Genomic DNA, 11,933 nt, shown 5'->3' with positions numbered 1-11,933 from the left:
GATAGTTCAAAAAGTCCGTTTTTATTATGAAGGATGCCTGGTGCATCATCAGCATGCATTAATAGAAAATAACGTAGCAGGTAAAGAGATCGAATCAAATGATTCGATCTCTTTATTTTTTTGTGAAAAGAGATTATATAAGTTTAACTATTGATTTACACGATAACGGAGAGGACAGAAAAAACTGAAAAAGCGAAGCGTTCGCCTTTATCACCGGATTTTCCCTTTAGAAAAGGGAATCGAAAAAATCTGGGGATAACAGCGATTAGAAGGTTATTCTGTCATCGGAGTGTCAGTGTAAATAATCTTTAGTTCAACTTATATAGAACGGACCCGCTTTCTTTAAATAGGCATATAAACATTTTGTTAATGTCGTATTGACAATATCGAATTCATTTGTTATCATTTCGATAATATCAAAACGACAATATTAAGAAATGGGGAATGAGCCATGTTTGGATTCCGATTTGCGAAATTTCAACCCAGTGAGTATGTCATGAAAGTGAAAAATGGTGAGGTACAACGTCAAGGTGTCGGATTGTCCTTTTATTATTATGAGCCGACCACATCGGTAGTGGTTCTACCCGTGTCCTCGGTGGATGTACCATTCATGTTCGAAGAGATTACAGCGGACTATCAGACCGTTACTGTGCAGGGGCAGCTAAGTTATCGCATAGTGGATTATTTGAAAATAACCCAGAGTCTGAATTACACGTACAATTTGCGCAAAAATCGGTATATTTCCGACGACCCCGGCAAGCTGGACCAACGGGTAATCACCACAGCGAAAGTACTAACCAAGAAACATCTGGAGCAAATGCCGTTGAAAGAAGCCATTCAATCCAGTGAACGGCTGGCAAGCAGCATGAAACGTGAAGTTGTGCAAAGTGAAGAGTTGGAGAAACTGGGCGTTGAGCTGATGAGTCTATCCATTCTGGCCATTCTGCCTAATAAAGAGACGATGCGTGCATTGGAAGCACAAGCGCGTGAAGAGATTTTGCGTCAAGCAGATGAAGCGCTCTATGTGCGTCGCAATGCATCGATTGAACAAGAACGCAGAGTGAAAGAGAACGAACTGAACACCGAAATTGCCGTGGAGACAAAGAAACAGCAAATTAGGGAGACCCAGTTGCAGGCAGAACGCTCGGTAAAACAGAAACAAAATGAGATGGAGCAGGAGCAGCTTCAGTTCAATACAGCGATGGAGGAACGTAAGCAGCAACTGATTGAGTTAACCATTGCCAATCACAATGCGGAAGCGGATGCCAAAGCGTATGAGATTGCTGCCGTGATGAATTCGTTGCAAAATGTACAGCCAAATGTACTGCAAGCGATGGCAAACATGGGCATGAATTCCGATAAGCTGATCGCACTCGCGTTCCAGGAACTGGCTGAAAATGCAGGCAAGATCGGACAGCTTAATATCTCGCCGGATCTGTTGCAGGGATTAATGTCTCCCGCGCCGGGCAGAGATCAGGGAGGTCGAGCGAGATGAGATTAGGAAGAAGAGAGCAAGCAGAGCAGGCAGGGAAATCTGTACGTCAGCAGCCTGCGGCAGATGATCGAATGAGCGAACATAAACTGATTCTGGTGAAACGCCGGACCAGGCTGGAAGAGCTGGTGGTTCGATATAACACGGTACAGCAAGCACAGTTCTATATTGAACGTCTGGGAGCAGATTTCAGTGATTATATGGAGGAAGACCGTCGTTATCGGTTATCCGTACAGCTGGCGCAGCAGCAACTGGGACAATTGGGTCGTGTACAGACCATTGATCGGGAACATGTGCCCAATTTTATCTTTGGAGAGCAAGATATTGTGGTCGTGGTTGGACAGGATGGGCTTGTAGCCAACACCCTCAAATACGTAACCGAGCAGCCGCTCATTGGTGTGAACCCGGACCCGATGCGGTGGGATGGGGTATTATTACCTTTTACTGTGGAGGATCTCAGCTTCATTGTTCCTGATGTCATTCGAAAGCAACGAACCTTGAAAGAAGTCACTCTCGCCAAAGTGGAACTCAATGATGGACAGTATCTATATGGTGTGAATGATCTGTTCATTGGCCGGAAGACACATGTATCGGCACGTTATGAAGTGCGTTTGGGTTCATCCGCAGAACAACAATCCTCCAGTGGTATCATTGTATCCACAGGTATGGGATCAACAGGCTGGTTCAAAAGTGTGCTGGCCGGAGCCACCGGAATTGTAGGGTCAGCGGCATGGCAGAACATGAATTCTGAAGCTGAGGTTGCTACAGCATCGGCATCCATTCATGGAAGCAGGAGGGAACTGAATCATTTTAACTGGGATGCGCCGTACTTATATTTTTCAGTACGTGAACCGTTTCCGAGCCGGACGACAGCTGCCAATCTGGTGTTTGGACAGATTCATTCAAAGCAACCATTGCACATTGTATCCCAGATGCCAGAGGATGGTGTTATATTCAGCGATGGGGTTGAGCAGGACTTTCTTGAGTTTAACTCAGGGGTGGAAGCTATTATTGGGTTGGCAGAGAAGAGGGGGCGTCTCGTAGTCTGACCCTTTATTTCCAAGCCGTTTCCGACTAGAATGGGTAACTAGATGTGATACATTGACGTCAGGAAACGGAAAGAGGGTTAACGATGCAGTCGATATTGTTGGTTGAAGATGATGCCAAGCTAGCAGGATTGCTGGCGGCTTATCTGACCCGAAATGGATTTCAGGTACAGGTCACAGATGATTTCCGTCATGTATTGGATGAATTTGTGAAGATGGAACCGGATCTGGTGCTGATGGATGTGAATTTGCCTCAATACGATGGCTACTATTGGTGCAGACAGATACGCACACATTCCATATGTCCCATTTTATTCATATCCGCTCGGGATAGTGGTATGGATCAGATTATGGCGTTGGAACATGGGGCGGATGATTATATTACAAAACCTTTTCAATATGAAGTCGTTCTTGCCAAAGTCCGCAGTCAGCTGCGCAGAGCCTATGGTTCTTACGCTGTTGTGCAGCAGGAAGCAAAGGTGAAGAACGGTCCCATGATCCTCTATCCTGAGAGATTCGTATTGGAATATGACGAACGCTTAACAGAGCTGACACAGAAGGAAGCCATACTGGTGGAAGCGCTGATGGCGAAGGCAGGGCGGGTTGTGAGTCGGGAAAAATTGCTTGAACAGATGTGGGAAGATCAGCATTTTATTGATGATAATACGTTGAATGTCTATATTACACGTGTTCGCCGAAAGTTGAAGGAACTGGGTGCGGAAGAGATTTTGGAGACGGTTCGCGGAGCGGGTTATCGTGTGTTGGATCTGGATTCGTCCTCACAGGGGAAAGGGAAATGAGACTTTTCCTGAAAGACCACCAGATGTTAGTTGGATTTTATGTGCTGCAGATGTTGCTGGTTCCGTGTGTGTATTGGCTCTCTGGTGAAGATCGCCCGATGAAAATTGTCCTATATGGCATGCTGATCAGTACCGTGGTGCTGATGGTCTATCTGATCATACGTTACTTCCAGCTACGAGCATATTATCATCTCCTTGAACAACCACGTAAACGGGTAAACGAGCCCTTTCAAACGCTTGGAAATTCGGTTGTGGCGGAGGCAGTCCAGGAATTGTTACATGAAATGGAGCGTAATCGGCAGAACGAGATAGGTCAGTTACGTACTAGCAAGGAGCAGCAGGTGGTATTCATGAATCGCTGGGTTCATCAGATGAAGACACCGTTGTCTATTATTCAACTGACCTTAGAAGATGTGGAAGATGAGACGGCTGGTAGCATTCAAGATGAGCTGGATAAAATGCGCAAAGGACTTGAAATGGTCTTGCATTCATCCCGGCTTGAACAGTTTGAAGGGGATTTTCGTGTGGAGCTGCTGTCCCTGCATGAGGTGCTTCGAAGCAGCATTGCAGAGAACCGACGCTTGTTTATACGCAGAGGCATTACGCCGGATATCCGTATAGAGGAAGATCTTCAGATCTACAGTGACTCTAAGTGGCTGCGGTTCATGTTCACCCAGATCCTGACCAATGCCGTGAACTATTCCGATAGCAAATCAGGCAAAAAAGTGATCATTACAGGCTATAAGCAGGAAGAGCATACAATCCTGGATATTCAGGATGAGGGAATCGGCATCTCGTCCGAGGACATTCATCGTGTGTTCAATCCCTATTTTACAGGCGAACGGGGTAGACAATACCACGAATCTACGGGAATGGGATTATATCTGGTTCGTGAGATCAGTGCCCGACTGGATAATCGTGTGGAGTTGTTTTCGGAGCCGAATGAGGGAACATTGGTCAGATTCAGCTGGGTTCAATCGAAATATCCGAAGTGAAGAGCGCTTTGCCCATGGGCGAGGTGCTTTTTTTAATGCATAGGAGTGTGATAGAGGAGGCAGGGGAACAGAACCTTAAACGCGCTGTAAGGGAAGTTTAAGGTAATTCGATAGCACCGTTACGGGAGGTCCGTTAGGATAAGAATAGAAATAACGTATATAGAATGAAAGATTCGGAGGGGAATACACATGGAAATGTTAAAAGTATCGGCACTGTGCAAAGTATATCAGGGTAAAGTGCAAACTCAAGCCCTTAGTGATATTCATCTGACAATCAAGCAAGGTGAGTTTGTGGGCATTATGGGTCCGTCTGGCAGTGGCAAAACTACATTGTTAAACATGGTTTCCACCATTGATGAACCCAGCTCAGGCAAGGTTCTGATTAATGGCATGAATCCTTTTGATATGAAAAAGAAGGAACTTGCCATGTTCCGGCGTCGGGAACTCGGATTTGTCTTTCAGGATTTCAATCTGTTGGACACGCTGACGGTTGCTGAGAATATTGTACTCCCATTGACACTGGACAAGGTCAAACTGAAGGAGATGGAGAGCAGACTTCATCGTATTACAACCAGGCTTGGCATTGATCACATTTTGGATAAACGAGTCTACGAAATTTCGGGCGGACAGCGACAGCGCACAGCCATTGCAAGATCCATGATTAATATGCCTTCGATTGTACTGGCGGATGAACCCACCGGCGCATTGGATTCCACTTCATCTCAGGCCGTCATGGAGTCCCTTGAACAGATTAATCAGGAGGAGAAAACGACCATTATGTTGGTCACACATGACCCGCTTGCGGCAAGTTATTGCAACCGAATTGTATTCATCAAGGACGGGAAACTGGCAGCCGAGGTACACCGTGGAGATAATCGACAGACGTTCTTCCAGCGGATCATTGATACTTTATCCTTCTGGGGAGGGAATTCACATGAGCTTTCCTCAGTTCGCGTTTAACAATATTCGCCGGAATGGGCGAGCGTATATTGCTTTTTTTCTTAGCAGTGTGTTTATGGTCATGATTTTCTTCGCTTATGCGGTGTTCATCTATCATCCGTATGTGAAAGAGTTGCCGATGGGTGACACAACTGCTACGGGGATGCAGGTGGCTTCGATCATTGTATATGTGTTTGCATTTTTCTTTGTCATGTATTCTATCAGTGCTTTTCTCAAATCACGGAACAAAGAGTTTGGTATTCTGACCATACTTGGTGCAGAGCCCGCACAGATTCGGAAATTGGTCATTTTGGAAAACATGTTGATCGGCTGTTTGTCCATTATTGTTGGTATAGGCGGGGGCATGTTGTTGTCGAAGCTGTTTCTGATGTTAACCACTCGTTTTATTGGCATGGATGATCTGCCCTTTTATTTTCCGATCAAAGCCATTCTGATTACAGTAGGAGCCTTTTTGATATTATTCTTCTGCATTTCACTCTTCACATTACTCTTTATCGGGAACAAGCGGACGTTAGAGCTCTTGACGGGTACAAGCAAACCTAAAAAAGAGCCCAAAGCTTCGTGGTTCTTCTCACTTCTGGGAGTGGCATTACTTACAGTAGGTTTTGTGGTACTCCGTAGCGGGTTAAATGGCGGAACAATCATGCTTGCAGCAGTAACAGGGATAGCCGGGACGTATTTTTTCTATTCACAACTTTCCGTGCTCATCATCCGTTTATTGAAGCGTAATCGTAAAACGGTATGGCGTGGTACACGTCTGTTATGGATCTCAGAGATGAGTTACAAAATGAAGGATAATGCTCGCATGCTCTTTATGGTGACCGTGGTGATTGCAATTGCTTCGATGAGTGCAGTGGTGATTTTGTCACTGGATCAGGAGAATCGGGAGCAGTTTATCAATAATGATTTTGCAGTCCAATACAATGTATACACACCCTCGGATCAATTGGATATGAGCGCCGTTGATTCGAGACTTCAAGCCGCAGGCTTGGATTATCAGCAAGTGTATTTGGAGTACTTCTGGTCTGATGCGGATCTGAGTGCTGTCTCGGTCATGCCGCTCAGTCATTACAACCGATTCAATACAATCCTGGGAAAAAAGATATTCCAATTGGATTCAGACTCAGCATTGTTTGTAGATTCCCGTAATGTGAAGGATCAGGCTCAGATCGATCGCAACAGATTTCGCAATTATGCGGAAGGAGACACATTGACCTTGAATCTGGAAGCTGGCTCAATGCAAGCAACAGTTACAGCTACGGATGTTGAGACACGGTTTGCAACCTTGATCTATTCAACAGCTGTGGTTGTCCTCCCGGATGAGAAGTTTGAAGAGATCACACAACAGATCAAAGGATACAGGTTATCTGGCAAAGTTCTGTATCAGATTCCTGCCTGGGGTCATGCTGTACCTGACCGGCACTCCTCGGAAGCCATGGTTAGCGATCAGATTCTGTCTTCCGCAGATACCATTCGAAGCGATAATGCTTCGGATGATAATTACTCCGGATACCTGAGCACTCGATATGGAGATTTTGAGAGATACAGACAAGGTACAGCACTCTTTACCTTTCTGGGCATATTTATCGGATTAATCTTCTCCATCTCTTCCGCAAGCTTTTTGTATTTCAGACTGCATACCGATCTTGAAGCGGATGGAAAGATGGTGCATTCTCTATCGAAAATGGGTCTCAGTTTCCAGGAGATGAAACGATCATCCACCGTTCAGATTGCCATCTTGTTCTTTTTACCGATCGGGGTAGCTATCATTGAAACTTTGGTCGTGGTTAAGCCATTTCTTATTGAATTCGGTATTACCAATTATACGATGCCGGTGTTGACTGTATTTGGTGCCTTTGTACTTGCACAGACGTTTTATTTCATCATTATACGTTCGAGATATATCGCTTCTCTGCGCAAAATGATGGTGTAACCATCTTAGAAACAAACGGTCATAAGGACCGACCATGATTTGTTCATTGCCCGCATTCTCTTGATTCAGATCAAGGAAACGCGGGCTTTCTAGCGTTAAGATGAATGCATCAACAGATGATATTATCGAGGAGGACGATTATGATGAGTATCACGTCATTGCAAGAAGTCAAAACATTCAGTGAGGACCGGTTTACGAAACGTGTTTTATTCCAACAGGGTTGTGGGGTGACCTTTGTCCTTCATTTTCTGCCAGGGCAGCAGCTTCCCGTTCATAAACATCCGGGCACGGACGTTATTTTACTGGTAGTCGAAGGCACAGGCACACTTATTCTGGATGGAAAAGAACAAGCGGTGAAACAAGAGGATGTGATCCATTGCGGCGGTGAGGTGGAGTTCGCATTCCATAATTCAGGAGATCAGGAAGTTCGTTTGTTCGTGGTGTTAAACAAAGTGCCAGCAGCATCCTATGCAAAGGACATCTAACATCTAATATCAAGGAATCGATATAATGATTCACTGATCGGCACTAATATAAGGGAAACTCTATTCTGGAGTTTCCTTATTTATTTTTATTCAAGAATACTCGTCTCCAACATTCGTTCTTCTAGCAATCTCCGGGGTGTAGATCAAGTGTGTATTCCCATCGCAAAACAAAAAGCATACCTGGGTCTGAGAGTATCAGATCTTAAGTACGCTTTTTCGTATTCCGACAGCAATTTGTTCATTCATCCGGTCTATAGTCACTTTGCCTAGAAGTATCCCAACATTTCTTTGGCTTCATTCGACATCAGCTGTGGAGACCATTGTGGCTCCCACACCACTTGTACATCAATATCGGTCTTATTTGTATTCTCCTGCAAAACCCATTTCACCGCACCAACAATCGTATCATGCAACGGACAACCTGGTGTCGTCAGCGTCATCCGTACATGTACCCGTTCAGGTTCTTCCCTTACTTCATATACGAGACCCAGGTCAACGATATTAACACCTAATTCAGGATCATATACTTCCTTGAGACATTCTAGCAAATGCGTGGTTTGTTCCATCATGTTCACTCTCCAGTCCACCTTATTTATGTTAACGTCTGAATACCAGAGCAATATTTGTTATATAAACGATGGAGACAAGAGAGAAGATCGTCCCTCCAACCATCATGACCTCAGCCAGATTAATCAGAATTCCACTGACAAGCAAAAGGCTTCCAGCGACCATGGCGAGCATACCCCAATTGACATACCGTTCACTCAGCATACCTGCCATCAGCGGAGTTCCGGGTCGGCCTGCCTGCTTGCCATATTTGTGGGTCCACCATAGAAAAGGCACGATTTTGGAGGCATAGCCAAGTATGGTGAGAGACACCCACCCCCCGAGATACACCCATCCAGACAATAGAACAACACGTGGATGGAGCAACAGTTCAGTCCCTTGCGAGGAATAGATCAATAGGGCAACAGCATATACAGCAAACGCACGACTTACATACACAGACCAGCGGATACCCGGACCTGGGTTACTTTTGTGCCGTTTCTCCTGAATTTGCTCCAAGTGATACACATAGAAGAGAAGGGCGGCGGTTAGAAGTAAGAGCGCAAGCCAGAGCAATCCTCCCTTGAACCCAGTCAGAAATGCGACAACGCCTGTGATTACAGCTGCATTCCACAGAACCAGGACCACTTTCTGCAATCGAATGGAGTAATTATGGGACAGGTAGAACATCGGAAGCATTTTGTAACTGAATCCGGTAATCAACATGCCAAACCAGCCGAGTGTACCCATCCAGATATGTGCGCCGAATAAGCGTTCATGTAGACCGTTCCAATCACCAAAGGCAAAATTCAACCCCATCAGCATGCCGGACAACCCGGTTAACACAAGATAAAGACAGGCGCAGGCGGCGCTAATCGTCACAGGGTTCCATTGTGAAGCTCGGAAAAGGGTGACGGCCATATTCCATCCGAACAACAGAATGCCAGAGAGCGCGAGTGTAGCAGAACCGGCAATCCAGGTGACATCTGTACGAATGAAGCCATATAACATGCCCACAATTCCGATACTGAACAAGAAATAATGACAATAACCGAGAAACAGACTGTAGATATTGGATTGCAAAATAACATGTATCAACTGATAAACGGCACCCATAGCCAGCATGGTTGCCCACCCGAGCACAAACAGATGGGCATGAAACCAGCCTTCGGGTCCTCTGAGTTCATCACCAAGCCAGCCTGTCAGCGAGAGCAGGGAGAATGCGTGATACATTACAAATCCAAAGATGCCCGTGATAATAAAAAGAAACGGCAACCTGGACATGGCTTTTGCCTCCTTACCCTTTTTCAATTCTCACTTTGGCCGTACCATCGGCTTGATCCTCAACCGTGAAGGGGCAACCGAGATTATTTAACTCTTCAATCAAGAAGACTGGCACACGGTCATTATGAATCAGTACAACTTCCCCAGGTTTGCAACGTTCCAGTGCGGCAAGTGTTCGCATCATGGGTTGTGGCGGTTCCAATCCTCGATTGTCCAGTATAACGGTGGGCGCCTGTAGAGATTTAAGGTTTCCAAACGCAACAGCTTGCTCCTCCGGATGTCCTTTGCATGAAGCTGATTCTTCGTCGGAATCGGGCTCAGAGCGAAATTCCGATCCAGATAAAACCATTGCAGATAATGCTTTTGCACCGGTTTTATTTTTTTTGTGCACAAACGTGGTAACCCAGTGATCTGAACTTCTACGTTCAGATGTACTGGAATACCCCTTCAGCTTGAGAATACCGAGCAGAGGTGTTGGTTTGAATGGAGCATGTAGTACAAACACATCTTCATGTTGAAGGCCTCTGACCGTGTCCATGATTAGCTGAAACGGCTCCAGCTTTTTACTCAGATGAGGACGCACATCCAATTCAACAATATGAACATCAGATGGGAACATGTACGGTCACATCCGATCCTGCACCAGCTGCATCCGCCTGCTGTACCAACTGTAGAGAGGATTCATACAGGGCGGCCATACCACCGTGCAGCGCATAAAAGAATGACTCCGGCGCATCGAGGGAGAAAGACAGATAGGCTTTCGGGTCCATCCCGAGCACACGCTCAAAAAGTCTTGCGCTGTCATAGGCGTAAAAACAGAAATGAGTATATTCGAATACAGGCATTTTTTCGTAAATGGTGATAATCTCTTGCGCATATTCCGCTTGCTCGCGCTGTGCCATTTGAACCATGGTTGTGGCGTCTTCCAGCCGCAGCGTGATGCGAAGTGTAGTATCGTCAATGATTTCAACGTGCGCCATAGCGGTTCAGCTCCAATCTATAATTTGCTGATTTTGACCTGGAAGGTTGTAGGGCCTTGCTTAATATACTCCCAGTTGAAGCCATCGGGATGTGTGGACTGAAATTGGAATCGAAGTGGCTTAGGATCGTGATCATTAATGAGCAGCATGGATTCCTGTGGTTGCAACTGATCAAACGTTTCGAAAATAACTTTATGTTTCAAATGCGGTGGATACTCCGTGGCATTAATGGTTGCTGTGTATGTGTTCATGTGTCATTCCTCCAAATAGGGATAGTGTGGTGGTACAATTTGATTATAGAAAACGTGAGGAGGGGGCTGTGTGAGCCTGCTCACACCTTTTTTAATGTCATAGACTCGCCTTATTTAAGTCAGAATCCTGTGTGGAAAGAGTGCCATGGGCAAGCCAAAGCTAACAATATCCTGATACGTATAATGCTAATTGTGCATGCGAAAGAGACCTTAACATCGATTACGAGCGTTAAGGTCTCTTTGTGGACACACGGTTTAATGTAATAGCGTGGGAGAAAACAGTGTATCTGGGTGCAGGGTGGTCACGCATCCCTTTGTTGTTTCAAAGCTTGCAAATCATGAATAATGATCCGGCTGCGATCCACTTCGAGCAAATTCTCTTTTGTAAGCTGGTTTAAAAGCCGATTCGCTGTTTCCCTTGTAGTTCCAATGGAGTTGGCAAACTCCTGGTGTGTCATGGGCAGGTTGATGATAATCTGGTCTCCATGCATTTGTCCGTGCTGCTCTGCGAGCATAAGAAGGAAGGAAAGCACACGATTGCGTACATCCTGACCAGAAAGCACCTGCAATTTATCCTGTAATTCTCTTATTTTGTCACCGAGTACACGCATAATTTTGATCGCAATGGAAGGTGTGCTCAGCATTAATCGTTCGAAAAGTCGGACAGGTATGGCTAGTAGTTCGGTAGGGGTAATGGCTTCTGCCGTAGCCGGGTAAGGGTGCGCGTTAAAAAAGCCGGTGTGTGGGAACATATCTCCTGTTTTGAGGAAAGAGACAATCTGTTCATGCCCGTTCTCATCGGTTTTATAGGCCTTTACTATGCCGGTACGGATGAAAAAAACAGCTTCTTTTTCGCTTCCTTCGCTGAAAATAACTGATTTCTTCTGAATGCTTCTGGAAATGGCGATATCTTCGACTTGCTTTAATTCCTCGGGGCTAAGGTCCTGGAAGATGGGGAACTGTTGTAGAAACTCCGCTGTTGTATCTTTGTTTACCCTACTCATGAGAATCTCTCCTCTCTGTGTTCATAGTTCTGAACGACGACATCATTGTATCATAGCGTGATTTTTGAACACATCAGGTGATATAGATCACCGTAAAGCCACATCACTGTTTTTGATTGCTCAACCAGGGTTAATGGAATGATAGAATATGATTGAA

13 protein-coding genes are annotated in these 11,933 nt (G+C 45.4%); 7 read left to right on the top strand and 6 right to left on the bottom strand.

Features of this window, described 5'->3' with window-relative positions; genetic code table 11:
- Nucleotides 1–451: 451 nt before the first annotated feature.
- The 7 genes from V6669_RS18585 (at nucleotide 452) to V6669_RS18555 (ending at nucleotide 7,711) form a co-directional block, all read left to right on the top strand.
- Nucleotides 452–1,495 (top strand): SPFH domain-containing protein, encoded by a 1,044-nt coding sequence (locus V6669_RS18585; protein WP_062835104.1) that lies wholly within the window; start codon nucleotides 452–454, stop codon nucleotides 1,493–1,495.
- 71 nt (nucleotides 1,496–1,566) lie between these two features.
- A complete protein-coding gene (locus V6669_RS18580; RefSeq protein WP_338594991.1) occupies nucleotides 1,567–2,541 on the top strand; it encodes a sugar kinase in 975 nt (324 codons plus the stop codon).
- 83 nt (nucleotides 2,542–2,624) lie between these two features.
- Nucleotides 2,625–3,338 (top strand): response regulator transcription factor, encoded by a 714-nt coding sequence (locus V6669_RS18575; RefSeq protein WP_338587487.1) that lies wholly within the window; start codon nucleotides 2,625–2,627, stop codon nucleotides 3,336–3,338.
- Nucleotides 3,335–4,333: a sensor histidine kinase gene (locus tag V6669_RS18570; protein ID WP_338587485.1), complete on the top strand. Its 999-nt coding sequence runs from the start codon at nucleotides 3,335–3,337 to the stop codon at nucleotides 4,331–4,333. Before V6669_RS18575 ends, V6669_RS18570 begins: the two co-directional genes overlap by 4 nt.
- A 189-nt stretch (nucleotides 4,334–4,522) precedes the next feature.
- The gene (locus V6669_RS18565; RefSeq protein ID WP_338587483.1) at nucleotides 4,523–5,293 is read left to right on the top strand and encodes an ABC transporter ATP-binding protein; all 771 of its coding nucleotides are present in this window, start codon (nucleotides 4,523–4,525) and stop codon (nucleotides 5,291–5,293) included.
- Entirely contained in the window at nucleotides 5,268–7,226 is a 1,959-nt protein-coding gene (locus V6669_RS18560; RefSeq protein ID WP_338587481.1) for an ABC transporter permease, read from the top strand. Before V6669_RS18565 ends, V6669_RS18560 begins: the two co-directional genes overlap by 26 nt.
- A 140-nt stretch (nucleotides 7,227–7,366) precedes the next feature.
- Complete coding sequence (locus V6669_RS18555) at nucleotides 7,367–7,711, top strand: cupin domain-containing protein (protein ID WP_338587479.1); 345 nt, start codon at nucleotides 7,367–7,369, stop codon at nucleotides 7,709–7,711.
- Between the two features lie 266 nt (nucleotides 7,712–7,977).
- Here the strand turns inward: V6669_RS18555 and V6669_RS18550 are convergent, their stop codons facing one another.
- The 6 genes from V6669_RS18550 to V6669_RS18525 form a co-directional block, all read right to left on the bottom strand.
- Nucleotides 7,978–8,280 carry a metal-sulfur cluster assembly factor gene (locus V6669_RS18550; RefSeq protein ID WP_197997654.1) on the bottom strand — a complete coding sequence of 101 codons (303 nt, stop codon included), beginning with the start codon at nucleotides 8,278–8,280 and terminating at the stop codon, nucleotides 7,978–7,980.
- Nucleotides 8,281–8,308: 28 nt separating this feature from the next.
- Nucleotides 8,309–9,541 (bottom strand): hypothetical protein, encoded by a 1,233-nt coding sequence (locus V6669_RS18545; protein ID WP_338587476.1) that lies wholly within the window; start codon nucleotides 9,539–9,541, stop codon nucleotides 8,309–8,311.
- 13 nt (nucleotides 9,542–9,554) lie between these two features.
- Nucleotides 9,555–10,160 (bottom strand): DUF2249 domain-containing protein, encoded by a 606-nt coding sequence (locus V6669_RS18540; RefSeq protein ID WP_338587474.1) that lies wholly within the window; start codon nucleotides 10,158–10,160, stop codon nucleotides 9,555–9,557.
- Nucleotides 10,147–10,521, bottom strand: a complete 375-nt coding sequence (locus V6669_RS18535; protein ID WP_338587472.1) for a hypothetical protein — start codon at nucleotides 10,519–10,521, stop codon at nucleotides 10,147–10,149. Before V6669_RS18535 ends, V6669_RS18540 begins: the two co-directional genes overlap by 14 nt.
- 17 nt (nucleotides 10,522–10,538) lie before the next feature.
- The gene (locus V6669_RS18530) at nucleotides 10,539–10,772 is read right to left on the bottom strand and encodes a DUF2249 domain-containing protein (RefSeq protein WP_338587471.1); all 234 of its coding nucleotides are present in this window, start codon (nucleotides 10,770–10,772) and stop codon (nucleotides 10,539–10,541) included.
- A gap of 302 nt (nucleotides 10,773–11,074) precedes the next feature.
- Complete coding sequence (locus tag V6669_RS18525; protein ID WP_338587469.1) at nucleotides 11,075–11,776, bottom strand: Crp/Fnr family transcriptional regulator; 702 nt, start codon at nucleotides 11,774–11,776, stop codon at nucleotides 11,075–11,077.
- Between the last annotated feature and the right edge of the window lie 157 nt (nucleotides 11,777–11,933).

Source organism: Paenibacillus sp. Y5S-9 (assembly GCF_036894235.1).
In the GTDB taxonomy this organism is placed as follows: Bacteria; Bacillota; Bacilli; order Paenibacillales; family Paenibacillaceae; genus Paenibacillus.
Note: the sequence above shows the minus strand (reverse complement) of the source record. Positions and strands in the feature narration are given on the sequence as shown.

Excerpts from the sequence above, each read along its gene's own strand:
- V6669_RS18585 (WP_062835104.1), top strand. The coding sequence starts at position 452 with ATGTTTGGATTCCGATTTGCGAAATTTCAACCCAGTGAGTATGTCATG.
- V6669_RS18580 (WP_338594991.1), top strand. The coding sequence starts at position 1,567 with ATGAGCGAACATAAACTGATTCTGGTGAAACGCCGGACCAGGCTGGAA.
- V6669_RS18575 (WP_338587487.1), top strand. The coding sequence starts at position 2,625 with ATGCAGTCGATATTGTTGGTTGAAGATGATGCCAAGCTAGCAGGATTG.
- V6669_RS18570 (WP_338587485.1), top strand. The coding sequence starts at position 3,335 with ATGAGACTTTTCCTGAAAGACCACCAGATGTTAGTTGGATTTTATGTG.
- V6669_RS18565 (WP_338587483.1), top strand. The coding sequence starts at position 4,523 with ATGGAAATGTTAAAAGTATCGGCACTGTGCAAAGTATATCAGGGTAAA.
- V6669_RS18560 (WP_338587481.1), top strand. The coding sequence starts at position 5,268 with ATGAGCTTTCCTCAGTTCGCGTTTAACAATATTCGCCGGAATGGGCGA.
- V6669_RS18555 (WP_338587479.1), top strand. The coding sequence starts at position 7,367 with ATGATGAGTATCACGTCATTGCAAGAAGTCAAAACATTCAGTGAGGAC.
- V6669_RS18550 (WP_197997654.1), bottom strand. The coding sequence starts at position 8,280 with ATGATGGAACAAACCACGCATTTGCTAGAATGTCTCAAGGAAGTATAT.
- V6669_RS18545 (WP_338587476.1), bottom strand. The coding sequence starts at position 9,541 with ATGTCCAGGTTGCCGTTTCTTTTTATTATCACGGGCATCTTTGGATTT.
- V6669_RS18540 (WP_338587474.1), bottom strand. The coding sequence starts at position 10,160 with ATGTTCCCATCTGATGTTCATATTGTTGAATTGGATGTGCGTCCTCAT.
- V6669_RS18535 (WP_338587472.1), bottom strand. The coding sequence starts at position 10,521 with ATGGCGCACGTTGAAATCATTGACGATACTACACTTCGCATCACGCTG.
- V6669_RS18530 (WP_338587471.1), bottom strand. The coding sequence starts at position 10,772 with ATGAACACATACACAGCAACCATTAATGCCACGGAGTATCCACCGCAT.
- V6669_RS18525 (WP_338587469.1), bottom strand. The coding sequence starts at position 11,776 with ATGAGTAGGGTAAACAAAGATACAACAGCGGAGTTTCTACAACAGTTC.